We start from the raw sequence: 21,498 nt of genomic DNA, 5'->3' as shown, positions 1-21,498 counted from the left end.
ACCCGACGCGCCCGCCCCCATAGGTTGCCGCGAATTTGCCAGCCCTAATTGACGGAGTCGCGCCATGACCGACCATCCCACTGCCTGCCTTGTGCTTGCCGATGGCACGGTTTTTTACGGGCGTGGCTTCGGTGCCACCGGGCAAACCGTGGCCGAACTCTGCTTCAACACTGCGATGACGGGCTATCAAGAGATCATGACCGACCCGTCCTATGCGGGGCAGATCGTGACCTTCACCTTCCCCCATATCGGCAATACCGGCGTCACCGCACAGGATGATGAGACAGCCGACCCCGTGGCGGCCGGTATGGTTGTGAAATGGGATCCAACCGAACCGTCGAACTGGCGCGCCGAGGCGGAGTTAACGGCTTGGTTGGCCGCACGGGGGCGGATTTGCATCGGCGGCGTCGACACCCGCCGCCTTACGCGGGCAATCCGGCAACAAGGGGCGCCGCACGTGGCCTTGGCCCATGACCCGGACGGTCAGTTTGATCTGGAGGCCCTGGTTGCAGCGGCGCGCGGGTTCGCGGGGCTCGAAGGGCTTGATCTGGCCAAAGACGTGACCTGCGCCCAAAGCTATACGTGGGACGAGATGCGGTGGGCCTGGCCCGAGGGGTATCTGCGCCGGACCGAGCCGGGATTCAAAGTTGTCGCCGTCGATTATGGCGCAAAACGGAACATCCTCCGCTGCCTCGCCTCCGCGGGTTGCGATGTAACCGTGATGCCAGCCACCTCCACCGCCGAGGATGTTTTGGCACAGAACCCAGATGGGGTCTTCCTGTCCAACGGACCCGGCGACCCGGCGGCGACCGGCGAATATGCGGTGCCGATGATCCAAAGCGTCCTGGAAGCCGATCTTCCGGTCTTCGGAATTTGCCTGGGCCATCAGATGCTGGCCCTGGCCCTCGGCGGTCGGACGGTGAAGATGAACCACGGGCATCACGGCGCTAATCACCCAGTAAAAGACCTCGAAACTGGCAAGGTTGAGATTACCTCGATGAATCATGGCTTCACGGTCGACAGCCAAACTCTCCCCAAAGGCGTCAAAGAGACCCATGTGTCGCTGTTCGATGGCTCCAACTGCGGCATTCGCGTCGAAGACCGCCCGGTCTTCTCGGTGCAATACCACCCGGAGGCGAGTCCCGGTCCGCAAGACAGCTACTATCTGTTCGAGCGCTTCGTTGCCGCCATGCGCGCGCGCGCGACACAGCCCGCTTAGAGACTGTCTCCTCCGTCCAGTTCTTGGTTAACCGGCTGTTAACAAAACACATCGCATTGTCTGCGTATCGTTTTGTGTGCAGTGCTGGGGACGCCTGCTTTTGGATTCACCGATCTTCAAATCGGTCCGAGCTTTTTCGGGCCAGCAGGTCCTGCGCGACCCGCCAGTCCGCGTTGTCGAAAAGGGACGGCGGCGACCGCGCCCATTGGCAGAGATTCTTGTCGATCAAGGCGTTATCGACCAAGAAACTCTTTTGAAAGCGGTCGCGCTTCAGCGCCATCAAGACTTGCCAATTGGCGAAATCCTCATCGCCCATGACAAGATCACCGAGGATCAATTGGTTGCTGCGCTCTGCGCGCAATTTGGCGCCCAGACGATTAATCTCAAAGACGAACCTGCGGATCAATCACTCGTCAGTCTCCTTCCTGCAAAGACAGCCGTTACGTTGAACGCGTTGCCGTGGCGGCGCGTCGGGCAAGCATTGATTGTCGTCACCAACCGCCCTGACCGCGAAGCGAAAATCCGCGATGCTTTTGGCCCCTATCAGCCGGTGATTGTGGCCCTGGCAGACCGCGCGAGCATGCAGGCCGCCTTGACCCGCGCCTATGGGGATCAACTCGCGCGGTTGGCAGAGGCCCGTGTTCCCCTCGGCGCAAGCTGCCGAAGCTGGAACCCAAAGCGCCTAACACCCTGGCTCGCCGCCCTCGGGATCTGCCTGCCGCTCGCGGTTTGGTTGGCTCCTGTCACACTTGCGGCATTCACGTTCGGCCTGGCGCTGTTTGTGTTCGCATGCAACACGGGCTTGAAACTGGCCGCGTTGATCGCGACATTGCGCACCCCTCTGACCGAGACGGCCCAGGGAAACCAGTCAGCGACCTCCAACACAGGGCCAATCCCGCTGCGCCGCCAGCCTGTTGTCAGCATCCTCGTCCCCCTCTTGCGGGAGAAGGACATTGCCGGGCAATTGGTGACGCGGTTGTCAGAGCTCGATTATCCGCGCGAGTTGCTGGACGTGATCCTCATTTTGGAGGCCGATGACACAACCACGCATGCGGCGCTTGCGCAAACCAAGCTCCCCACATGGATGCGCGCCATCACAGTGCCCCCTGGTCAGCCGCGCACCAAGCCGCGGGCACTCAACTATGCTCTGAACTTCGCCCGCGGATCGATTGTCGGGATCTATGACGCCGAAGATCGGCCCGAGCCAGATCAGATCCGCAAAGTCGTCCAGCGCTTTTCTGAATGCCCGCCAGAAGTGGCCTGCTTGCAAGGCCGGCTGGACTATTACAACGCCAATCACAACTGGATAAGCCGTTGTTTTACCATCGAATATGCTAGCTGGTTCCGGTTGATGCTGCCTGGCGTTCAGCGGCTTGGCCTGTTTGTTCCCCTTGGCGGCACCACGCTTTTCATGCGTCGCGAGGCGCTGGAAGATGTCGGAGCCTGGGACGCGCATAATGTGACAGAAGATGCCGAGTTGGGCCTGCGATTGGTCCGCAACGGCTATCGAACGGAAATCGTGCGGACGACCACGTATGAAGAGGCGAACTCCGCGATTCTGCCCTGGATTCGACAACGCTCTCGTTGGCTGAAAGGCTATGCGATGACGTGGGTGACGCATATACGCCAACCTGTTGCGCTTTGGCGGGCGCTTGGGACGCGGGCGTTCTTGGGCTTCCAGCTTCAGATTCTCGGAACTGTTATTGGGTTCCTCGCCGCGCCGCTTTTATGGAGCTTCATGCTGGTGCCTTTCGGACTGCCCCACCCCTTGGATCCTCTGGTTTCACCACTTGGCTATGGGATCATCGGTTTTGGCTTTGTCTTCTCATTCGCATTGACGCTGACAGTTTCCTTCATCGCGTGTCGTGCGCGCCATTTGCGGCGACACCGCTTCGCGCTGCCCCTGCTGGCGCTCTACTTCCCCCTTGCTTCAGTAGCGGCGGCCGTCGCCGTGGCTGAAATGCTGCTCAGACCGTTTCACTGGGCCAAAACAGCCCATGGGAGGTTCAGTCAGACCGAAGGTCCGACGGGGGCAGAACCTGCCGTAGACACCACCCCCTAATCGCGTCGCGCCTGTTCTTTTAGCCGAACTTCGAAGGCGATCGACAGGTGATCTTTCAGAGCTTTTGCCGCCGTATCGCCATCCCGATCCGCGATGGCTTGCACGATCGCCGCATGTTCAGAGAGCGCATCTTCCCCGCGCCCTTCTGCAGCCAATGACGTCGTCGCCATCAGCGCCATAGAGCGATGCACCAGATCGAGTTGCTGCACCAGATATCTATTGTGGCTAGCCAGGTGGATTTGCTTGTGAAACCGCCGGTTCGCGCGGGCCAGGGCAGCCGGATCATCCAACAACGCATGATCGGCTTTCACCATCTCGCGCAGGACTTTGATCTCTTCTTCGGCCGCATGTTGCGCAGCCAAGCGCGCCGCCAACCCCTCAAGCTCGGTCCGCACCGCGTAAAGCTCCGCCGTCTGCGCGTGATCCAGCGAGGCCACAATCAAGCTCCGCCCATCACGCGTCAGCAGGCTTTGGGTCTCCAGCCGCTGTAGCGCTTCGCGGATCGGGGTGCGGCTGACGCCAAATCGTTCGGCCAGTTCCGATTCCACAAGGCGCGAGCCGGGCCGGTAAACACCGATATCAATCGCTTCGAGGATCAGGTCGTACGCATCTTTATGCGGGGGTTTTTTCTGCGCCATCGCCTTTGTCCTTGTGATCCAGGCGAGGCTAGGCGGGCACGCGCCGCAACACAAGCACCCCCTTGCCGCGCCCTTTGCCCTTGCCTAAACCCTCACTATGCCTGCCGAACACTTCTCTCATGTCGAAACCTGGGTCTTCGACCTTGATCACACGCTTTACCCTCCGGAAATGGCGTTGTTTGATCAGATCAATATCCGCATGACCGCATATGTCATGGAGGCGCTTGGCGTTGATCAGGTGGAGGCAAATCGGCTACGTCAGAAATACTGGCGCGAGCACGGCACGACTTTGGCGGGCTTGATGGATATTCACGGCGTCGACCCCGGGCCGTATCTCACCGAGGTGCATGAGATCGATTTCACGGTCCTCGCCCCCGACCCGGATCTCGCCGCACGGATCGCGGCCCTGCCTGGCCGTCGGATCATCTATACCAATGGCACCGCACCTTATGCCGAGCAGGTGATCGCCCATCGTGGATTGTCCGGCCTCTTTGACGCAATCTATGGCGTGGAACATGCCAATTTCCGCCCAAAGCCAGAGGTCCGCGCGTTTCAGGCCATCTTTGACGCCGACGGATTGACCCCAACCCGCGCCGCGATGTTTGAAGATGACCCCCGCAACCTGGCCGCCCCCCATGCCATGGGGTTGCGCACGGTGCATGTCGCACCAGAGCCCGATCCGGCGGACCACATCCATCATCACACCGATGATCTCACCGCATTTTTGTCGCGCTTGATCCGCTAAGCGCTTTTGTCGCGCTCACGGCTGCTGCACTGCGGCGATAAGGACCATCGCAATTCCCCTGTCACGAACCACATCTGGCGGAGCGAACAGGAGATCCAAATGACGATGACATCTGCGGCCGATACCGGCCATTTCACCCGTAAAATCACATATCGCATTCCGCTGATCGGACGGATGGCGCGCGAGATTGTGGAAGGCGATGAGGACACGCCGTTTTACGCCGTTGCCATGCTGGTGAGCCTTTGGGCGTCTGCTTTCATTATTTTTGGCTATGCTGGCTTGATCATCCCGGCGCTGATCATGGTTGCGGTTATGTTTTTAACGCTGATCCGCATCACGATGGGCTAGGACCCTGTGCGCGTTTGACGCTTCGACCCTCTGCTGAATGCGGCCTATCTCTGGGCTATGGCAGAGGTGATTGATACCGATATTCTGGTCTCCGGCGGCGGCGTCGCCGGATTGATCGCAGCTTCGGCCTTTGGCCAAGCTGGGTTTTCCGTCATATGCGTTGATCCGGCGCCGCCAATCACAGAACGCGACGCCGAGGGGTCGGACCTGCGGACCACGGCGTTCTTGCAACCTTCACAGACTTTCTTGGACAAAATCGGGCTTTGGGACCGGTTTGCGCCGTTTGCCATGCCGCTTCAGATCATGCGGATTGTGGATGCCGGCGGCGAGACCACAGAACCGCGTGTGGCGCATGACTTCAACGCCGCCGATATCTCGGATGCGCCCTTTGGGTGGAACTTGCCCAACTGGCTGCTGCGCCGCGAAATTCTGTCTTTTCTCGACGCGTTGCCCAATGTCGATTTCCGCCCCGGCACCGCAACGACACAGGTCCTGACGCGGCAAGCCGAGGCGCGCGTTGGTTTGAGCGACGACACGCAGGTGCGCGCGCGTTTGGTTGTCGCCGCTGATGGCCGCAACTCGCCGGTGCGCGAAGCGGTGGGTATCGACACAAAAACAATGCGCTATGGCCAGAAGGCGCTGGCCTTCGCGGTCACCCATCCGACCCCGCATGAGAATGTCTCTACCGAGATTCACCGCTCTGGCGGGCCATTCACGCTGGTGCCTTTGCCGGATTATGAAGGGCACCCTTCCTCCGCCGTGGTTTGGATGGAGCGCGGGCCAGAGACGAAACGGTTGATGGCCCTCGACACCGCTGATTTCGAACGCGAAATGTCGGATCGCTCGGGGCATCTGTTTGGCCCGCTGACCCTGGTTTCACGACGGACAATCTGGCCGATTATCAGCCAATATGCGGAACGGATGGAGGCGGAACGGGTCGCTTTGATCGCCGAGGCTGCGCATGTGGTACCCCCAATCGGCGCCCAAGGGCTCAATATGAGCCTTGGAGATTTGCGCGCGCTGCTCGAGCTGGCCGAGGCGCACCGAGATGACCCCGGCGCGCGCGACCTGCTGAAAAAATACAACCGGATACGCCACACGGAGGTTCTGGCCCGGGTGACGGGTGTGGATGCGCTAAACCGCGCGTCGATGGTCGAGGCGCAGGGGCTCCGCGATGCGCGGATGCATGCGCTGAACCTGTTTTATTCTGTGGCCCCAGTCCGCCGGGTGTTGATGCGGGCCGGATTGGGCACCTCTGGCCGCGCGTCCTGAGCGCGGGGGCGGATCAGGGGAAGACCTGATCCACCACTGCGCGAAGACGCGCCACCGCACCCTCCACATCGTAGAGCTTATCGAGGCCAAAGAGGCCCAACCGGAAGGTCATGAACCCCGCCGGCTCATCGACCTGCAAGGGCACACCCGCCGCGATCTGCATCCCCAAAGCGGCAAACTTACTGCCGTTTTGAATGTCGGGATCATCGGTATAGCTGACCACCACGCCCGGCGCGCCAAACCCTTCGGCGGCGACAGATTTGACGCCCTTTTCGGCCAGCAACGCGCGGACAGCGCGCCCAAGCGCCCATTGGTTCTCTTTCAGCTTTTCAAAGCCGTATTCGCGGGTTTCCAACATGGTATCGCGGAAGCCACGCAATGCATCCGTCGGCATCGTCGCGTGATAGGCATGCCCGCCACCTTCATAGGCCAACATGATCTGATGCCATTTGTTCAGATCGACGGCAAAACTGTTGGAACTGGTGCCCTCCATCCGAGCAACGGCCCGATCTGACATCATCACAACCCCGGCGGAAGGGGACGCGGACCACCCCTTCTGAGGCGCCGAGATCAGAACGTCGACACCTGTCGCCTTCATATCGACCCAGATGCAGCCCGAGGCGATGCAATCAAGCACCATCAGCGCCCCCACCTCATGGGCGGCGGCGGCCAGGGCGGTGACATACTCGTCGGGCAAGATGATCCCTGCGGAGGTTTCCACATGGGGGGCGAAAACGATATCGGGCTTTTCTGCCAGAATACGAGCCGTAACCTCTTCAATCGGGGCAGGCGCAAAGGGCGATGTGGCGGCATTTCCCGCCGCCCGCGCCTTCATCACCGTCGTCTCTCCCCCGAAACCCTTGGCATCGAGAATTTGCGACCAGCGGAAGGAGAACCATCCATTGCGGACCACCAACACCTTGGCATCTTGGGCAAATTGCCGAGCCACGGCCTCCATCGCATAGGTGCCGCCGCCGGGGATGATCGCCACAGCATCGGCGTGATAGACCTCTTTCATCATCGCGCCGATATCGGTCATCACGGTGCGAAAGGTCTGGCTCATATGATTGAGCGAGCGGTCGGTGAAAACGACCGAGTATTCCAGAAGCCCCTCCGGGTCGACGGTGTCGAGAAGTGCGGTCATTTCATCCTCCATTTGCTTACGCCAATGGGTAGCGAGGTCCGGGCAAGCTGGCAACGGACGGAATGTCACCCAAGCGGACCCGGGCGGCGCTCTTCGGAGAGGAGCACATTGGCCTCGACATTTCCAACGCCGGGCAGGGTCATGATCCGGCGGCGGAGCACACGCTCAAAATCGCTCAAATCGCGCGCGACAACACGCAGGCGGTAATCGTAAAGCCCCAAGACATGCTGCACCGTCTGCACCTCCGGGATCGCCGACACGGCGCGCTCGAAGTCTTCCAAGCTCACGCGGCCTTTCGTGGCAAGTTTCACACCCAAAAACACGGTCACACCGAAGCCCAGCTTCTCCGTGTCGAGGTCTAGGCGGCGAGTCTGCCACACGCCGGCTTCTTGCAGCCGCTTCACACGACGCCATGCGGCGGGTTGGCTGAGACCAAATCGGCGCCCGAGTTCAGAGGCTTTCAGCGTCGCATCCGCTTGCAGCGCGCGCAGGATATCACGGTCGATGGCGTCGAGATCGATCATATCGGCAGCGCCTCCGCGTCTTTGATCGTCGCCACATGCATCAGCGCTTCGATATCGGCGATATGCGGCAAGGTCAGAATGCGCGCCCGATAGATCTCCTGATAATGCGGCATGGTCCGGGCAATCACCGTTAACCGCACATCGACACGCCCCAGAAAGGTTTGAATTTCAGTGACTTCCGGCACGTCACGCGCGGCCGTGAGGAACTCATCGAAAGCGCGTGGATTGGTCTTGTCGAGCGTCACGCGGAGCGACACTTCCACCGTGAACCCAAGCGCAGGCCAGTTCAGGACCATCCGCTGACCACGCAAAACACCCTGCTCGCGCAATCGGTCGCGGCGTTTGTAGCAGGTGGCCACGGGGATGCCGGTCGCCGTACTGAGCGCAGCCATCGATTGCTCAGGATCGGCCTGGAGATGGCGGAGGAGTCGCCTGTCGCTGTCATCAAGCATAGATATCTCTCGCATTACTCCATATAGGCGAATGATTTTCTCGCATACTTAGTAAAACTTGCCAAGACTCATGCGATATCACGTCTTCTTCCCCGTATGGTCTGCGGCCAGAGAGACATGCCAACAAGGAGCATCAAGACATGCGCGTGTATTACGACCGGGATTGCGACATCAACCTGATCAAAGACAAAAAAGTGGCCATTCTGGGCTATGGCAGCCAGGGTCACGCCCATGCGCTGAACCTGCGCGACAGCGGCGCGAAAAACGTCGTTGTGGCGCTGCGCGAAGGCTCCGCCTCTGCCGCCAAAGCCGAGGGCGAAGGTCTGAAAGTCATGGGCATTGCCGAGGCCGCGGCCTGGTGTGACCTCATCATGTTCACCATGCCCGATGAATTGCAGGCCGAAACCTACAAGAAATACGTGCATGACAATCTGCGCGAAGGTGCGGCGATTGCCTTCGCGCACGGGTTGAACGTGCATTTTGGATTGATCGAGCCGAAGCCCGGCGTCGATGTGATCATGATGGCGCCGAAAGGCCCGGGCCACACCGTACGCGGCGAATATACCAAAGGCGGCGGCGTGCCGTGCCTCGTTGCGGTGCATAACGACGCCTCGGGTAAAGCTCTGGAGCTTGGCCTCAGCTATTGCTCGGCCATCGGCGGTGGCCGCTCCGGTATCATCGAGACCAATTTCCGCGAGGAATGTGAGACGGATCTCTTCGGCGAGCAAGCCGTGCTCTGCGGCGGTTTGGTCGAGCTGATCCGGATGGGCTTTGAGACCCTGGTCGAGGCCGGGTATGAGCCCGAAATGGCCTATTTCGAGTGCCTGCACGAGGTGAAGCTGATCGTCGATCTGATCTATGAAGGCGGCATCGCCAACATGAACTATTCGATCTCCAACACCGCCGAATATGGCGAATATGTCAGCGGCCCCCGCATCCTGCCCTATGATGAGACCAAAGCCCGGATGAAAGCGGTTCTGACCGATATTCAGACCGGCAAATTCGTCCGCGACTTCATGGTTGAAAACGCTGTGGGTCAGCCCTCGTTCAAAGCCACGCGTCGCCTGAACGACGAGCATCAGATCGAACAGGTCGGCGAGACCTTGCGCGGGATGATGCCTTGGATCTCCGCAGGCAAAATGGTGGACAAGGCCAAGAACTAAGGCCAAACCAGGGGCATGACCCCGGTTCAAAAACGCATCGTCAGATTGTCTGTCGCGGTGGTGGCCCTCGGCCTAATCCTCGACGGCGGTCTGACGCATTTAACGGCGCGCACCCACGGGGACGCGCCGTTTGATTTGGTGTTTGAGGGGGAGCGCTATCCGGTTTGGCGGGGTGGCGAACCTGCGCCTACGGACGCGGCCTTTGCCTTGCCCGATCCCGAAGGCTCGTTCGGCCTGACCGAACGCTACACTCTCCCTGATGGCACGGAAGTCTCCTGCCGCTTCATCACCACTCGCAGCTGGTGCGGGCAAGGATGGGCCGTGGAGTACACCACACCGTAGCGCGCACAGATTTGGTGCATTTTTGTTATCTTGTAACAAATCCACACACCCCCATCTGCCCTGTCATGACACATCTTGATATCCATACCCGTACGGGGTGGCCCTCGGATGTGGAGACTTTGCTTGCGGAGTATCCACGGGAGGCCTGGCCCGATCACCCGCATTTCGCGCAATCCATTCGCAATTGGATGGGGGCTCATTTGGGCTTTCGTCAGTTGGGAGAACTGGTCCGGCTGGACACCGAGGCCTATCTTGGCAAAGCCCGCGCACCGGAAGATTACGGCGCGCGCCTGGGCTATTTCGGCAATCTCATGGTGCGCAACTTACACGGCCACCACACCTGGGAAGACCGGTCGTTTTTCCCGGAGATTCAGGGCGTTGATGATCGGTTCGCTACTGGGCTGGAGACATTGGAAAGCGATCATGAAACCTTGGATGAGGTCTTGGAGCGGATCACCGGGCAGGCCAATCGGGTGATAAAATTGATCCAACTGGACGAGGCCCAGGCCAGGGAAGAGGCCAAAACGCTAAGGGACACCGCGGCGGAGATCGAAGGGTTTCTGGCCCGGCATCTAGAAGATGAAGAAGACCTGATCGTCCCAATCCTGCTGCATCACAAAATGCGGGGCTAGGGACCCGGAAACTGCGCCTCGAAGGCGCTTTGCCCGGCATCGGAAAACAGGACGGCGCGGCTTTTGGGGTCGCGCCGCGCCCAACCAAGCGCCTCGATCCGGGCGAAAAGGGCCCTGCCCAAAGAGCCCGCAAGATGGGAGCGGCGCTCGGACCAATCGAGACACTCTCGGCAGAGCGGCGCCCGCCTTGCGCGCAGCTCGGGCAGATCCACGCCAAAGGCCATCACAGCCTCTGCGCCTGCCGGACTCAACACGGGCCCAACCTTGGTTTCCTCCACCAGGCCCTGGGCCAAGAGACTGTCATAGAGCCGGATTCCCATAGCCCCTGCCAGATGATTGTAACACACCCGCGCATGGCGCAGCGCGTCATCGCGCGGCCCGGTGCGGGTTCGGGCGCGGGACAGACCCGCGGAAAGACCCATCAACCGCTCCAACACCTCGGCCACTTCGTCATGGGCCAGCGCAAAATACTTATGCCGTCCTCGCTTTCGGGGTTTCAGCAACCCGCCATCGGCCAATTTCGCCAGATGCGCGCTGGCCGTTTGGGCCGTTACGCCGGCCTCAACCGCCAGCTCCGACGCGGTCAGCGCCCGACCATCCATCAGCGCGGTCAGGATATTCGCACGCGCCGGATCACCGATCAACGCGGCAATGAAAGCAATATCGGGCCCTTCTTTCATAGTTCGACCATAACCGAAGCATTCGCGCAGGTCGATACGGTAGATCAGGCCGTGAGATCACAGAAAGGAACCTCGATGCTCACCTGTATCATTCGTTATCATATCGATCCGACCAAAAGGGACCAGTTCACGCAATATGCCCGCAATTGGGGCAAGGCGATCCCACGCTGCGGCGCCGACCTCATCGGGTACTTCGCGCCGCATGAAGGATCGAGCACTTTGGCCTATGGCCTCTACAATATCGATAATCTCGCCGCTTATGAGGCCTATCGCGCCCGTCTGGCCGCCGACCCCCTTGGCCAAGAGAATTATGCCTTTGCTCAGAAAGAGAAATTCCTCTTGCGTGAGGATCGGACCTGGTTGAAACGGGTGTCTGACACTGATGGAGACCGCCGATGATCGCCGTGATATTTGAGCTGTGGCCGAAAGCGGATCACCGCGACGCCTATCTGGACATCGCGGCGCGGATCAAGCCGGAGCTTGAGGCGCTGCCCGGGTTTATTTCGGTCGAGCGGTTCGAAAGCCTGACCGAGCCAGGAAAACTACTATCGCTCTCGTTTTTCGAAGATGAGCGCGCATTGGAGAGCTGGCGGAATCTACCCAATCATCGGGGGGCACAGACATCCGGTCGAGATCAGCTCTTTGCCGACTATCGGCTGCGTGTGGCGGGTGTGATTCGCGACTATGGGATGTTTGACCGAGCTCAAGCCCCCGACGACAGCGTGGCGATTCATGACACGCCCGACAATGGTCAGGGGGCATGAGCCCAACCACCTTACCCAACCCAGACCGGCCTGGCGCACTCAACTGGGCGCTCATCCTCGGCCTCGGCGTGATCTGGGGCACGGCTTTTATGGGGGTCTCAACCGCACTCGAAGGCTTTGGCGTCTGGACGGTGACGGCTGGCCGGACCGCACTGGGCGCGCTGGCCTTGATCCTAGCCGGGCCGTTGATCGGCCAAGGGTTGGGGCAGATCAAAGGCATGCGCGCGTGGGGGTATTCCATCGTGATCGGCACGGTCTCGGTCGCGCTGCCCTTTTCATTTCTCTCTTGGGGGTTGAGCCATGTGCCCTCGGCCTTTGCTGGCGTGGCAATGGGGGCGGTGCCGCTCTTGGTCTTGCCACTTGTTGCCATTTTCTCGCCCGAGGAGGGCATTGGCCCCAAACGGATCGCGGGGGTCACCTTGGGCTTCTTTGGCCTTATTTTATTGGTTGGTGACGGCGCATTCGACAGTACGGGGCGCGACGCAGAATGGCTTGGTCGGCTCGCCTGCATCGGCGCAGCAGGATGTTATGCAATCGGCTCGGTCATGACCCGGCGGGCGCCCAAAATGCCGCCGGTGAGCTTTGCGACCGCAACGCTGCTGGCCGCCGCCGTCGTGATGATGCCCGTCGCGCTAATCACCGAGGGGGTGCCGACAGATTTTCCGACCCTTCCAACCGCGGCGCTAATCTATGTCGCGCTTCTGCCCACCGGCCTTGCCGCGATCATTCGCGTGCGCGTGATCACCACGGCGGGTTCAATGTTCATGAGCCTGGTCAGCTATATGGTGCCCGTCTGGGCGGTGATTTTCGGGATCACTTTGATGGGCGAAGCCTTGCCCGCAACGCTCTTCTGGGCGCTCGGCCTGATCCTTGCGGGCATCTTGCTCAGCCAATGGCGAAGCCTATTCGGCCCCCGTTAGCAGGGCCGCGCCAGCACAAGAACCCACGTATTGCCCGCGCGCGCGAAGCCGAATTGCGAGGCGTTGGGGTTGACCATATTCGCTTGGTGGGCCGCAGAATTGGTCCAAGCGGCAATCGCACTCCGCGTATCAGTCTGCCCTTGCGCGACATTTTCCGCCGTGAAACAGGCTGTATATCCGGCCCGGTTCACACGATCGGTCAGGCTCGACCCATCGCTGCCGGTATGACTGATCCCGCCGGTCGCTGACATATCGTCGGCATGAGCCTGCGCTGCGGCCTGAAGCGCGGGGCTATGCACCAAGGGGCGCAGGATGCCTGCGCCCGCCCGTTGCACCGAGATCAAGGTATTGGCCTGCGCGATCATCCCCGTCGACGCCAACGGGACCCGTTCCGTCCCTGGCGCGGGGGCGCAGGCGGCAAGAGCTGTGACAAGAAGCAAAGCGGTGAAGCGGATCATGGCCTGTCTCATTGATTGGAACTGCGTTTGAGCGGAGTCTGCGGGAGCCGATGCCGGTCCGCAAGGGGGTGTTCCCGCGCGAAAGAATTCGGCAGGGATCGGCTGTTGCCCAAATGAACGCTACGCTCTCAGAGCAAGTCGCCAGATTTAGGCAGGAACCTCTCGCAGCAGAGCCAATGCCGCAGCATGGAGAACCGGGTTGGCCGTCGCCACAACGCGCCCGCCGGGATGGGCCGGCTCACCTTGCCAATTGGTGACCACACCACCGGCCGCTTCGATCACCGCAATCGGCGCGGCGATATCATAGCTGTGCAACCCCGCCTCAATGACCAGATCGACCTGCCCCACCGCCAGAAGCGCATAGGCGTAGCAATCCATGCCATAACGGGTCAGCCTAACCTGATCACGAACGGCCTCGAAGCCGGCCCGCTCGGCAGCTGTTCCAATCTCGGGGAATGTGGTGAAAAGCACCGCGTCGGCTAGGTCGTCCGTCTGGCGTGTCTTCAGCGGTGCAACGCCATGAGGGCCCGCCACCGCGGCATGGCCAAAACCGCCTTCGAACCGCTCTCCAATATAGGGTTGATCAATCAGCCCATAGATCGGCCCGGCCTCCGCCTGTAGGCCGATCAGGACGCCCCAGGTCGGGGTCCCCGCAATAAAACCGCGGGTGCCATCAATCGGGTCGAGCACCCAGGTTAGCCCGGATCGGCTCGGCACGTCTTCGTCTTCCTCGCCAAGGATGCCGTCTTCGGGCCGGCGCTCTGCAAGCACGGCACGCATCGCCGCCTCGGCCTGCCGATCGGCCTGCGTTACGGGATCAAATCCCGCTTCTTGTTTGTTTTCCGTCACAAGGCCAGGCGCGCGGAAATGCGGCAAGGTCGCCGCGCGGGCAGCATCAGCCAGCGCATGCGCAACAGCGCGCAGTTCGTCAACGGGCATGGAATGATTTGCGGCGGGCGGCATAGGCGACATCTCACAAGCTCTTGGGAACGTTAAGTTGCAAGAGCCGGGGTCGCATGCCGCCCAATGGGCGTCAACAGGGCTTAGGCCGCGTCAGACAAAACACGGGCCAGTTCAAACAGACGCCGACGCTGATTTTCAGGGATCGCGTAATACGACCGGACAAGCTCCAGCGCTTCCTTGTCGGCTAGGATATCTCCCGGTACCGCCGTCTCAGTCGCCTTATCTTCGGCCCCATCCAAGCCTTCGAAGAAATAGGCCACCGGCACACTCAACGCTTCGGCAATATCCCAAAGCCGAGAAGCACTGACACGGTTCATGCCGGTTTCGTATTTCTGTATCTGCTGGAACTTAATCCCCACCTTTTCGGCCAGCTGTTGCTGTGTCATGCCCACCATCCATCGGCGATGGCGCACACGTTTGCCGACATGGACATCAACAGGGTGTTTCACTGGTTTTCTCCTTACCTTACAAGACTTAGCCTCACTGCCACGGCGCAACGCGCGCCGTCATTGATGCCGCTTCACACAGGCGGCAGCCTATCGAGACCGTCTCCGAATAGCAGCTATCAGATACATATCCGCAGCCAAGTCAGCTAACGCCTACTATCGCAGGCATAGGTTAAAACTACTCTACCTAGGCGTGTTCAACAATGATGTGGATCAACTAGCTCAGATTTTCAGCCTGTCTTCGCGCTGGCTCTTTGCTGCGCCGCAGCTTAGCCTGCGACCGACCGCAAGAGAAAGGATTTCAACAGATGCGTGCCTATCGCGTAAGTGACTTTGACAGCCCCCCTGCCCTGGCTGAAATCGAGACGCTCGCGCCGGGCAAAGGCGAGGTGCTGATTGAAATCGCGGCGTGCGGTCTGAACTTCGCCGATCTGTTGATGATCAAAGGCCAATACCAGGATACGCCGCCGCCGCCCTTCACCCTTGGCATGGAGATCGCAGGCACGGTCCGCGGCTTGGGCGAGGGCGTGAGCGGTCCCGCGATTGGCACGCGGGTGGCTGTGTTTGCTGGTCAAGGTGGCTTGGCCGAGTTTGGTTGTTTTCCAGCGGCACGCTGCATCGAGATCCCGGATCAGATGCCGTTTGAAGACGCAGCCGGGTTTCTGATCGCGTATGGCACATCCCATCTGGCGTTGGACCATCGCGCACGGTTGCAGCCTGGCGAGCGGTTGTTGGTCTTGGGAGCGGCTGGCGGTGTTGGTCTCACTGCGGTCGAGATCGGTGCGCGGATGGGCGCCGAAGTTATCGCTTGCGCGCGCGGGGCGGAAAAGCTGGCGGTGGCCAAGGCCGCGGGGGCCACACATCTGATCGACAGCGAGAGCAGTGATCTCCGCGCCGAGGTGAAGGCTCTGGGCGGTGCAGATGTTGTCTATGACGCGGTCGGCGGCGATCAGTTCACTGCGGCGATGCGAGCGACCAACCCCGAGGGGCGGATCTTGACCATCGGCTTTGCCAGCGGCGAGGTGCCGAAAATTCCTGCTAATCATTTGTTGGTCAAGAATATTTCGGTGATCGGGCTCTATTGGGGTGGCTATATGGGATTTGCGCCTGAGACCTTGACTAGGAGCTTGGCGACCCTGTTCGATCTCTATCGCGACGGCGGTCTCAGACCGCATATCGGCGCCCGTTTCCCGCTCGCCGAAGCTGGGGACGCCTTGGCCTTGCTGAAAGCGCGAAAATCCACGGGGAAAGTGGTCGTGACGCCCTAATTGGCGGCCCGCCAAGACCCGTATCGGCCGCACCGCCGGTGAATTATGGCACCACCAAGGCGGGGTGCCCCTAAATCGCCTTGGCTGAAGCGAAATCCCGCCGCAGCAGCCCCCTACGGAACCTTGAAGCAATACGCCCGGCAACCGGGCATTTGGGGCAATGCGGCTGCCCTGGACAAGGTCAGGATCTCCGCGCGGCCCGACATTGGGTGGACACACCCGCTTTGAGGTGGAGCGCAGGATATGCCCGATGGCTATCTGGTCAGCTTAGGAACGAATTCCGCGCTGGATGCTGGCGACAGCATTTCCGGCGGGCTGGTCACGTTCACCACCGCCTCCACCATCGGCGCGGGTCAGTGGGAATGGTCGGGCACCTGGAGCGGTACCACGTTCACCAATGAGTTGGAACCGGGCGTCTATTACGAGGCGACCGACGGCAACGTTTATTTTGTCCCCGACTTTGGGCCGGTCGATACGCTGACCAGTTCAAGCGTCGTGTCTGCCCCCGCTTATTCCCAAGATGACGGGATCGTCGAAGGCACCGACGGCGATGACCTAATCGACGGCTCTTATGTCGACGAGGATGGCAGCCAAGTCAGCGGTGGAGCCGACAGCGTCGTGGCGGGTGACGGCGACGACACGGTGATCGCGGGCGGTGGTGCCGACACGATCTTTGGCGGCGCGGGCGACGACTCGATCGAAGGCGGCGGCGGCGCTGACGTCATTCACGGCGACAGTGGGCCGGCGGCAGCCGTCACCTCAGAAGCCCTGGTCTGGGAGAATGTGGCGGCCGATGAGGCCGATGTCTCAGCTGGCTTCACGCAATCGACGGGCGAGATCGATGTCACGCTGAGCTTCACCAATACCGGCAACAACACGCCGGAATTCGAGATCGAATCGACCGACGATATCTATGTCGGAAGCGGCGAGCCCTTCGGCAGCACGTCGAGCCTGCGGCTTTGGGGCAATGGAGATGGGCCAACCTCGACCACAACGATCGATTTCTCGACAGGCAATCCCGCCTATTCGGGCGAGGTCGAAAACGTCCAGTTCCGGATCAACGATATCGATTGGGCCTCGGGCAATCACCAAGATGAAGTGACGGTCAACGCCTTTGACGCCGATGGCAATCCGGTCACGGTGACATTGACCCCCGGCGGCGGCGATACGGTCAGCGGCAATACGATCACCGCCGAAACCGTTGGGGAATCGCCCGACGATCTGGGCGGGTCCGTCTTGGTCGAGATCGCCGGCCCGGTGTCGCAAATCGAGATCATCTATTCCAATCTCGACGATGGCACGCAGGCGATCTGGGTCAGCGACATTCATTTCGACAGTGTGCCAACACCAGACGGCAATGACACGATTGATGGCGGCGGCGGTGCCGACGATATCGATGGCGGCGGCGGCGACGACCTACTGACCGGCGGCACGGGCGATGACACGATCGCCGGTGGTGCCGGCAACGATACGATCAACATCGCAGAGGGGGACGTTGCCACAGGCGGCGACGGCGACGATCTCTTCATTCTCACCGATCTCGGTGAAGCCGGCGCGCAAGACATCACCATCACGGGCGGCGAAGGCGGCGAGATCGGTGGAGATACGCTTGATCTGAACGGGATTGCGCCGCTGAGCTCGGTCGTGATCACCAATTCCGACGACGCGTCCGGCGGGTTGAGCGGGTATGCGATCCTCAACGATGGCTCGACACTCTTTTTCAATGAGATCGAGAACATTATCTGCTTCACGCCGGGCACGCGGATCCTAACGCCCCATGGTGAGCGTGCGATCGAGACCTTGAAGGCCGGAGATTTGGTGGTCACCCGGGACGATGGCGTGCAACCGATCCGCTGGATTGGCAGCCGTATGGTGCCCGGTGTCGGCAAGTTCGCTCCGGTCCAAATTGACGCGGGTGGCGCGTTTGGGGCCAAGCGGCCGCTATTGGTCTCGCCACAGCACCGGATGTTGGTTGAGGGCTACCGCGCAGAGTTGACCTTTGGCGAAGACGAGGTGTTGGTCGCAGCAAAACACCTGATCAATGGGCGCTCCATCAAGCAGGAAGAGCGTGGTTTCGTCACCTACATCCACATGATGTTTGACCGGCACCAGATCGTTTATGCCGAGGGCGCGGCGACCGAGAGCTTCCATCTGGGCGATCAGGGGTTGGAGGCATTGAGTAACGAAGGCCGAGACGATCTCTTTCGGCAATTCCCACATCTCCGCGCCGACCCGAACGTCTACGGCGACACAGCCCGACGCTGCGCCAAGGCGCATGAAGCGCAACTGATCCTCGCTTAGACCAGGACGTCCTCTTCAACTTCGTGCGGTGTAGGTCAAACGATCATCTGTTTCCCGAACATGCCGCGCCGGCCCATTTGCTTTCGCTGTCAAACACGCCACTGACCCGGGTACGCACCTCCCCCTGGGCCGAGCGATTTACCCGTTTAAAGACCACCGGCGACCCTGATGGCACAAAGCTGGCCAAGCAGGTCTTCGAAGATATGATGGGCCCGCTGGATTAGCTTGCGCGGAAAGCCTGCCGCACTAGGTCGGTCAACGCCTGGGCGGGTTCATCGCCCGCCAACTCCGCCCGATACATGTTGATCTTGACCGACGGCAGCTCTGGCAGAGTGCCGTTATGTTGTACCCGCTCCACATAGGGCGGCTCGGTGCCTGCGATGCTGGCATGAATCGCCAGATCGGCGCTAACCGACGCCTCAACGGTACGTGTTGAATCACTTTCGACCGCCATTTCCCAACTGATCGCATGGGCATCCAGCGCCGACTGGACGGCTTTGCGGAAGATACAGTTATGCTCGAACGCGAGGCGCAGCGGGCGTTGTTTCCAAACTTGGCCATCCTGCGCCCCCACCCAGACCAAAGGGCGTTCGCGGAGTGTCTCGCCGCCCGTATCCAGATGGTCCTCGGTGGTCAGGATCACGTCGATCTCCCCCCGGTCGAACATCCGTTTCAGGCGGGACGTATAAGATGACATTAGTTGCACCTTCATCCGCGGATAAGCCGCATTGAACCGGTGCAGCACCTGCGGGATCGCGGGATAGACGATGTCATGCGGTACGCCGAGGATCAGCTCGCCCTCGTACTCCTTGGCCGTCAGACGGCCCAGAACCTCGTCATTCAACTCCAACATCCGCCGGGCATAGCCTAACATCTGCTCCCCCGCGCCGGTCAGAGACAGCCGCCGCGCGGTGCGGTCCAGAAGCGTAACACCAAGACTTTCTTCCAGTCGCTTGAGCTGCATCGACACGGCCGATTGGGTCAGGTTCAAAAAGCCACTGGCCTTGGTCACACCGCCCGCATCCGCGACAGTCACGAAGGAGCGCAGGGCCGTCATATCGAGGTTCCGAGGCATATCACATTCCTTGATGTCAAACTTCAGAAATATTCGTTTTTAAAATGCACATTCCTGCTCCATATATCAAGCATCGAAATGTCTTCCCCAAGACCCATCACAAAAACGAAAGGACTTGTCATGGCTCATACCGTTGCACATCACCGCGCCCTCCCTGCCCGCCAGGCAGGCCTGTTCCACCTGATCTCGACCGCATTCGCCGTCTGGCGTCAGCGCCGCGCACTGGCTTCGCTGGATGCCAATGCCCGCCGCGACCTTGGCCTTTCGAACGAAGAGATCTCGATTGAAACGGCCCGCCCGATTTGGGATGTGCCGCAGACTTGGCGCTACTGATAGTAAAAAACTATCCGATTCCCGGCTCGGCGTACGCCAAGATAGCTTGAAAAAGCGCCCATCCTCGCCAATATTCAACGGCAAGGATGGGCGTTTTTTTATTGCGCCCCAAACGGCCAATTAAGTGGAGGACCACATGGCAGAATTCGACACGATCCGGACCCGCGGCGCAGCCGTTAGCCAGGCCGAGATCGATCAGGGCCTGCGCGCCCATATGAACAAGGTCTACGCCACCATGTCCGGTGGTATGGCGATCACCGCTGCTGCGGCCTGGGCGATTGCCAATCTGGCCGTGACCAGCGACCCGACCGGGGCGACGGTGGCGCTGCGCGATGGCGCCTATCTGACTGGTCTGGGCGAGGTTCTGTTCACAACGCCGTTGCGTTGGGTGGTGATGTTTGCACCGCTGGCTTTCATCCTCTTCGGTTGGGGCGCTCTGATGCGTCGTGGTTCCGCCGCGGCCGTGTCGCTTGGCTTCTTCGTCTTTGCCGCCGTGATGGGCGTGTCGATGAGCTCGATCTTCCTGGTCTTCACGCCCTATTCGATCGTGCAGACCTTTTTGGTGACGGCCATCGCCTTCGCGGGGCTGAGCCTCTGGGGCTACACGACCAAGCGGGACCTCTCAGGGATGGGCACCTTCCTGATCATGGGCGTGATCGGCCTGATCGTGGCGATGGTGGTCAACATCTTCCTGCAGTCGCCCGCTATGATGTTCGCAATCTCGGCCATCGGCATCCTGATCTTCGCCGGTCTGACCGCCTTCTACACCCAGGCGATCAAAACCGAATATGTGGCCCACGCGGCCCATGGCGATCAGGAATGGCTGGACAAAGCAGCTATCGACGGCGCGCTCAGCCTCTACATCGCCTTCCTGAACATGTTCCAGTTCTTGCTGATGTTCATGGGGCAACAGGAATAGCCTGACGACAACATGTTTTTCGGAAGGGCCGGTCCATGCGACCGGCCCTTTTCTTTCGCGGCCTCAAAGCGCCCGGATCATCTGCACCGCCGGGAAGGTGATGCCGGGACGAAGCGCGATCTCGATCTCGCCTTGGACTGCAAAGCCCATAGCGGCGTAGAACGGCAGAGCCGTACGGGTGCTCTGACAACTGAGCCGGGTGACGCCTGCCGCGCGCGCCTGCTCGAATGCATGGCGCAAAATTGCCCCCGCCAAGCCCCGCCGCGTGGCCTTCGGATGTGTCACCACATGACGAATATGCCCCAAATCGCGCGGGCCAACGCCGCCTTGTGGACCTGAGTGGGTCCACCCACCCGCAGCCAGCGCCTCCCCCTCATCATCCTGCGCCATGTAGAATGTGCCCGAGCGTAGCAGCTCGGGCCGCGCCCGCGAAATGAGTGGCAGCGCCGTGACCAGGACCGAGGATGGGTAATCCGGTTTCAACAGCACCGGATAGCTCGCCGCCAAAAGCGCATCGATCGCCGGTGTATCGGCCCCTGAGGTGGGCCGGATGGTGATGTTCTGAGTCATCGCGTTGCCCCTTCTAAACAACAAAAGGGCCGCGGAGCGAATGCTGCGCGGCCTAGGTCGGTAGACTGTAAGAAGGCTTACTTGATTTTGCCTTCCTTATATTCCACGTGCTTGCGCGCAACCGGGTCGTACTTACGTACGACCATTTTCTCGGTCATGGTGCGGGCGTTTTTCTTGGTCACATAGAAGTGGCCGGTGCCTGCGGACGAGTTCAAGCGGATTTTGATCGTGGTGGGCTTCGCCATGTCACAGGCTCCTTG

The 21,498-nt window shown here is 60.6% G+C and carries 26 protein-coding genes; 15 read left to right on the top strand and 11 right to left on the bottom strand.

What is annotated here, in order from left to right; all coding sequences use genetic code 11:
* Positions 1 to 64: 64 nt before the first annotated feature.
* Both carA and GTF44_RS05225 read left to right on the top strand, forming a co-directional pair.
* Positions 65 to 1,219: a glutamine-hydrolyzing carbamoyl-phosphate synthase small subunit gene (carA, locus tag GTF44_RS05230; RefSeq protein WP_171558031.1), complete on the top strand. Its 1,155-nt coding sequence runs from the start codon at positions 65 to 67 to the stop codon at positions 1,217 to 1,219.
* A 100-nt stretch (positions 1,220 to 1,319) separates the two neighbouring features.
* Positions 1,320 to 3,281, top strand: coding sequence for a glycosyltransferase (locus GTF44_RS05225; protein WP_253261155.1), 1,962 nt, complete (start codon positions 1,320 to 1,322; stop codon positions 3,279 to 3,281).
* Here the strand turns inward: GTF44_RS05225 and GTF44_RS05220 are convergent.
* Positions 3,278 to 3,919, bottom strand: coding sequence for a GntR family transcriptional regulator (locus tag GTF44_RS05220; protein WP_145210914.1), 642 nt, complete (start codon positions 3,917 to 3,919; stop codon positions 3,278 to 3,280). The two genes, GTF44_RS05225 and GTF44_RS05220, sit on opposite strands and share 4 nt — an antisense overlap.
* A 97-nt stretch (positions 3,920 to 4,016) precedes the next feature.
* Between GTF44_RS05220 and GTF44_RS05215 the strand changes: the two genes are divergently transcribed.
* The 3 genes from GTF44_RS05215 (at position 4,017) to GTF44_RS05205 (ending at position 6,284) form a co-directional block, all read left to right on the top strand.
* Positions 4,017 to 4,664 (top strand): pyrimidine 5'-nucleotidase, encoded by a 648-nt coding sequence (locus tag GTF44_RS05215; RefSeq protein WP_171558029.1) that lies wholly within the window; start codon positions 4,017 to 4,019, stop codon positions 4,662 to 4,664.
* A 99-nt stretch (positions 4,665 to 4,763) separates the two neighbouring features.
* The gene (locus tag GTF44_RS05210; RefSeq protein ID WP_171558028.1) at positions 4,764 to 5,012 is read left to right on the top strand and encodes a hypothetical protein; all 249 of its coding nucleotides are present in this window, start codon (positions 4,764 to 4,766) and stop codon (positions 5,010 to 5,012) included.
* Between the two features lie 57 nt (positions 5,013 to 5,069).
* A complete protein-coding gene (locus GTF44_RS05205) occupies positions 5,070 to 6,284 on the top strand; it encodes a UbiH/UbiF family hydroxylase (RefSeq protein WP_171558026.1) in 1,215 nt (404 codons plus the stop codon).
* A 13-nt stretch (positions 6,285 to 6,297) separates the two neighbouring features.
* On the opposite strand, the gene GTF44_RS05200 is transcribed toward GTF44_RS05205, so the two are convergent.
* From GTF44_RS05200 to GTF44_RS05190, 3 genes are all read right to left on the bottom strand, one after another.
* The gene (locus tag GTF44_RS05200; protein ID WP_171558024.1) at positions 6,298 to 7,428 is read right to left on the bottom strand and encodes an aminotransferase class V-fold PLP-dependent enzyme; all 1,131 of its coding nucleotides are present in this window, start codon (positions 7,426 to 7,428) and stop codon (positions 6,298 to 6,300) included.
* 65 nt (positions 7,429 to 7,493) lie between these two features.
* The gene (locus GTF44_RS05195; RefSeq protein WP_145210923.1) at positions 7,494 to 7,952 is read right to left on the bottom strand and encodes an Lrp/AsnC family transcriptional regulator; all 459 of its coding nucleotides are present in this window, start codon (positions 7,950 to 7,952) and stop codon (positions 7,494 to 7,496) included.
* Positions 7,949 to 8,404, bottom strand: coding sequence for an Lrp/AsnC family transcriptional regulator (locus tag GTF44_RS05190; RefSeq protein WP_171558023.1), 456 nt, complete (start codon positions 8,402 to 8,404; stop codon positions 7,949 to 7,951). Before GTF44_RS05190 ends, GTF44_RS05195 begins: the two co-directional genes overlap by 4 nt.
* A gap of 140 nt (positions 8,405 to 8,544) precedes the next feature.
* On the opposite strand from GTF44_RS05190, the gene ilvC reads away from it, so the two are divergent.
* The 3 genes from ilvC (at position 8,545) to GTF44_RS05175 (ending at position 10,541) form a co-directional block, all read left to right on the top strand.
* On the top strand, positions 8,545 to 9,567 hold the full coding sequence (ilvC, locus tag GTF44_RS05185) for a ketol-acid reductoisomerase (protein ID WP_145210928.1): 1,023 nt from the start codon (positions 8,545 to 8,547) through the stop codon (positions 9,565 to 9,567).
* Positions 9,568 to 9,582: 15 nt separating this feature from the next.
* Positions 9,583 to 9,909 carry a hypothetical protein gene (locus GTF44_RS05180; protein ID WP_171558021.1) on the top strand — a complete coding sequence of 109 codons (327 nt, stop codon included), beginning with the start codon at positions 9,583 to 9,585 and terminating at the stop codon, positions 9,907 to 9,909.
* 65 nt (positions 9,910 to 9,974) lie between these two features.
* Entirely contained in the window at positions 9,975 to 10,541 is a 567-nt protein-coding gene (locus GTF44_RS05175) for a hemerythrin domain-containing protein (RefSeq protein WP_171558019.1), read from the top strand.
* Here GTF44_RS05175 and GTF44_RS05170 read toward each other — a convergent pair.
* Entirely contained in the window at positions 10,538 to 11,221 is a 684-nt protein-coding gene (locus GTF44_RS05170; RefSeq protein ID WP_171558017.1) for a helix-turn-helix transcriptional regulator, read from the bottom strand. The two genes, GTF44_RS05175 and GTF44_RS05170, sit on opposite strands and share 4 nt — an antisense overlap.
* A gap of 75 nt (positions 11,222 to 11,296) precedes the next feature.
* Between GTF44_RS05170 and GTF44_RS05165 the strand changes: the two genes are divergently transcribed.
* Genes GTF44_RS05165 through GTF44_RS05155 form a run of 3 tightly spaced genes read left to right on the top strand, consistent with a single transcriptional unit; the run spans position 11,297 to position 12,905 of the window.
* The gene (locus GTF44_RS05165; RefSeq protein ID WP_171558016.1) at positions 11,297 to 11,620 is read left to right on the top strand and encodes an NIPSNAP family protein; all 324 of its coding nucleotides are present in this window, start codon (positions 11,297 to 11,299) and stop codon (positions 11,618 to 11,620) included.
* The gene (locus GTF44_RS05160; RefSeq protein ID WP_171558014.1) at positions 11,617 to 11,985 is read left to right on the top strand and encodes an antibiotic biosynthesis monooxygenase; all 369 of its coding nucleotides are present in this window, start codon (positions 11,617 to 11,619) and stop codon (positions 11,983 to 11,985) included. Before GTF44_RS05165 ends, GTF44_RS05160 begins: the two co-directional genes overlap by 4 nt.
* Complete coding sequence (locus GTF44_RS05155) at positions 11,982 to 12,905, top strand: DMT family transporter (protein ID WP_171558012.1); 924 nt, start codon at positions 11,982 to 11,984, stop codon at positions 12,903 to 12,905. Before GTF44_RS05160 ends, GTF44_RS05155 begins: the two co-directional genes overlap by 4 nt.
* Here the strand turns inward: GTF44_RS05155 and GTF44_RS05150 are convergent.
* The 3 genes from GTF44_RS05150 to GTF44_RS05140 all read right to left on the bottom strand — a co-directional run bounded on the left by GTF44_RS05150 (position 12,902) and on the right by GTF44_RS05140 (position 14,775).
* Positions 12,902 to 13,363 (bottom strand): CAP domain-containing protein, encoded by a 462-nt coding sequence (locus GTF44_RS05150; RefSeq protein WP_253261154.1) that lies wholly within the window; start codon positions 13,361 to 13,363, stop codon positions 12,902 to 12,904. The two genes, GTF44_RS05155 and GTF44_RS05150, sit on opposite strands and share 4 nt — an antisense overlap.
* Positions 13,364 to 13,510: 147 nt before the next feature.
* Positions 13,511 to 14,326, bottom strand: coding sequence for a histidinol-phosphatase (gene hisN / locus GTF44_RS05145; RefSeq protein ID WP_171558639.1), 816 nt, complete (start codon positions 14,324 to 14,326; stop codon positions 13,511 to 13,513).
* Between the two features lie 80 nt (positions 14,327 to 14,406).
* Entirely contained in the window at positions 14,407 to 14,775 is a 369-nt protein-coding gene (locus tag GTF44_RS05140; RefSeq protein WP_145210955.1) for a helix-turn-helix domain-containing protein, read from the bottom strand.
* Positions 14,776 to 15,080: 305 nt separating this feature from the next.
* On the opposite strand from GTF44_RS05140, the gene GTF44_RS05135 reads away from it, so the two are divergent.
* Both GTF44_RS05135 and GTF44_RS05130 read left to right on the top strand, forming a co-directional pair.
* On the top strand, positions 15,081 to 16,040 hold the full coding sequence (locus GTF44_RS05135; RefSeq protein WP_171558009.1) for an NADPH:quinone oxidoreductase family protein: 960 nt from the start codon (positions 15,081 to 15,083) through the stop codon (positions 16,038 to 16,040).
* A 243-nt stretch (positions 16,041 to 16,283) separates the two neighbouring features.
* Positions 16,284 to 18,341: a Hint domain-containing protein gene (locus tag GTF44_RS05130; RefSeq protein WP_171558007.1), complete on the top strand. Its 2,058-nt coding sequence runs from the start codon at positions 16,284 to 16,286 to the stop codon at positions 18,339 to 18,341.
* Positions 18,342 to 18,561: 220 nt separating this feature from the next.
* Here GTF44_RS05130 and GTF44_RS05125 read toward each other — a convergent pair whose 3' ends face one another.
* Positions 18,562 to 19,416, bottom strand: a complete 855-nt coding sequence (locus GTF44_RS05125; RefSeq protein WP_145210964.1) for a LysR family transcriptional regulator — start codon at positions 19,414 to 19,416, stop codon at positions 18,562 to 18,564.
* Between the two features lie 120 nt (positions 19,417 to 19,536).
* Between GTF44_RS05125 and GTF44_RS05120 the strand changes: the two genes are divergently transcribed.
* Positions 19,537 to 19,749 (top strand): DUF1127 domain-containing protein, encoded by a 213-nt coding sequence (locus GTF44_RS05120; RefSeq protein ID WP_171558006.1) that lies wholly within the window; start codon positions 19,537 to 19,539, stop codon positions 19,747 to 19,749.
* A gap of 136 nt (positions 19,750 to 19,885) precedes the next feature.
* A complete protein-coding gene (locus GTF44_RS05115; RefSeq protein WP_145210969.1) occupies positions 19,886 to 20,668 on the top strand; it encodes a Bax inhibitor-1/YccA family protein in 783 nt (260 codons plus the stop codon).
* A gap of 63 nt (positions 20,669 to 20,731) precedes the next feature.
* Here the strand turns inward: GTF44_RS05115 and GTF44_RS05110 are convergent, their stop codons facing one another.
* Together GTF44_RS05110 and rpmG are read right to left on the bottom strand one after the other, a co-directional pair.
* Positions 20,732 to 21,238 (bottom strand): GNAT family N-acetyltransferase, encoded by a 507-nt coding sequence (locus GTF44_RS05110; protein ID WP_171558004.1) that lies wholly within the window; start codon positions 21,236 to 21,238, stop codon positions 20,732 to 20,734.
* Positions 21,239 to 21,315: 77 nt separating this feature from the next.
* Positions 21,316 to 21,483, bottom strand: coding sequence for a 50S ribosomal protein L33 (rpmG, locus tag GTF44_RS05105; RefSeq protein WP_011454349.1), 168 nt, complete (start codon positions 21,481 to 21,483; stop codon positions 21,316 to 21,318).
* Between the last annotated feature and the right edge of the window lie 15 nt (positions 21,484 to 21,498).

The organism is Roseobacter sp. HKCCD6576-2 (assembly GCF_013179285.1).
In the GTDB taxonomy this organism is placed as follows: Bacteria; Pseudomonadota; Alphaproteobacteria; order Rhodobacterales; family Rhodobacteraceae; genus Rhodophyticola; species Rhodophyticola oceani.
Note: the sequence above shows the minus strand (reverse complement) of the source record. Positions and strands in the feature narration are given on the sequence as shown.

Excerpts from the sequence above, each read along its gene's own strand:
- GTF44_RS05215 (WP_171558029.1), top strand. The coding sequence starts at position 4,017 with ATGCCTGCCGAACACTTCTCTCATGTCGAAACCTGGGTCTTCGACCTT.
- GTF44_RS05190 (WP_171558023.1), bottom strand. The coding sequence starts at position 8,404 with ATGCTTGATGACAGCGACAGGCGACTCCTCCGCCATCTCCAGGCCGAT.
- GTF44_RS05170 (WP_171558017.1), bottom strand. The coding sequence starts at position 11,221 with ATGAAAGAAGGGCCCGATATTGCTTTCATTGCCGCGTTGATCGGTGAT.
- GTF44_RS05160 (WP_171558014.1), top strand. The coding sequence starts at position 11,617 with ATGATCGCCGTGATATTTGAGCTGTGGCCGAAAGCGGATCACCGCGAC.
- GTF44_RS05200 (WP_171558024.1), bottom strand. The coding sequence starts at position 7,428 with ATGACCGCACTTCTCGACACCGTCGACCCGGAGGGGCTTCTGGAATAC.
- rpmG (WP_011454349.1), bottom strand. The coding sequence starts at position 21,483 with ATGGCGAAGCCCACCACGATCAAAATCCGCTTGAACTCGTCCGCAGGC.
- GTF44_RS05205 (WP_171558026.1), top strand. The coding sequence starts at position 5,070 with ATGGCAGAGGTGATTGATACCGATATTCTGGTCTCCGGCGGCGGCGTC.
- GTF44_RS05115 (WP_145210969.1), top strand. The coding sequence starts at position 19,886 with ATGGCAGAATTCGACACGATCCGGACCCGCGGCGCAGCCGTTAGCCAG.
- GTF44_RS05165 (WP_171558016.1), top strand. The coding sequence starts at position 11,297 with ATGCTCACCTGTATCATTCGTTATCATATCGATCCGACCAAAAGGGAC.
- GTF44_RS05110 (WP_171558004.1), bottom strand. The coding sequence starts at position 21,238 with ATGACTCAGAACATCACCATCCGGCCCACCTCAGGGGCCGATACACCG.
- GTF44_RS05125 (WP_145210964.1), bottom strand. The coding sequence starts at position 19,416 with ATGCCTCGGAACCTCGATATGACGGCCCTGCGCTCCTTCGTGACTGTC.
- hisN (WP_171558639.1), bottom strand. The coding sequence starts at position 14,326 with ATGCCGCCCGCCGCAAATCATTCCATGCCCGTTGACGAACTGCGCGCT.
- GTF44_RS05130 (WP_171558007.1), top strand. The coding sequence starts at position 16,284 with ATGCCCGATGGCTATCTGGTCAGCTTAGGAACGAATTCCGCGCTGGAT.
- GTF44_RS05180 (WP_171558021.1), top strand. The coding sequence starts at position 9,583 with ATGACCCCGGTTCAAAAACGCATCGTCAGATTGTCTGTCGCGGTGGTG.
- GTF44_RS05220 (WP_145210914.1), bottom strand. The coding sequence starts at position 3,919 with ATGGCGCAGAAAAAACCCCCGCATAAAGATGCGTACGACCTGATCCTC.
- GTF44_RS05135 (WP_171558009.1), top strand. The coding sequence starts at position 15,081 with ATGCGTGCCTATCGCGTAAGTGACTTTGACAGCCCCCCTGCCCTGGCT.
- GTF44_RS05195 (WP_145210923.1), bottom strand. The coding sequence starts at position 7,952 with ATGATCGATCTCGACGCCATCGACCGTGATATCCTGCGCGCGCTGCAA.
- GTF44_RS05155 (WP_171558012.1), top strand. The coding sequence starts at position 11,982 with ATGAGCCCAACCACCTTACCCAACCCAGACCGGCCTGGCGCACTCAAC.
- ilvC (WP_145210928.1), top strand. The coding sequence starts at position 8,545 with ATGCGCGTGTATTACGACCGGGATTGCGACATCAACCTGATCAAAGAC.
- GTF44_RS05175 (WP_171558019.1), top strand. The coding sequence starts at position 9,975 with ATGACACATCTTGATATCCATACCCGTACGGGGTGGCCCTCGGATGTG.
- GTF44_RS05120 (WP_171558006.1), top strand. The coding sequence starts at position 19,537 with ATGGCTCATACCGTTGCACATCACCGCGCCCTCCCTGCCCGCCAGGCA.
- carA (WP_171558031.1), top strand. The coding sequence starts at position 65 with ATGACCGACCATCCCACTGCCTGCCTTGTGCTTGCCGATGGCACGGTT.
- GTF44_RS05210 (WP_171558028.1), top strand. The coding sequence starts at position 4,764 with ATGACGATGACATCTGCGGCCGATACCGGCCATTTCACCCGTAAAATC.
- GTF44_RS05150 (WP_253261154.1), bottom strand. The coding sequence starts at position 13,363 with ATGATCCGCTTCACCGCTTTGCTTCTTGTCACAGCTCTTGCCGCCTGC.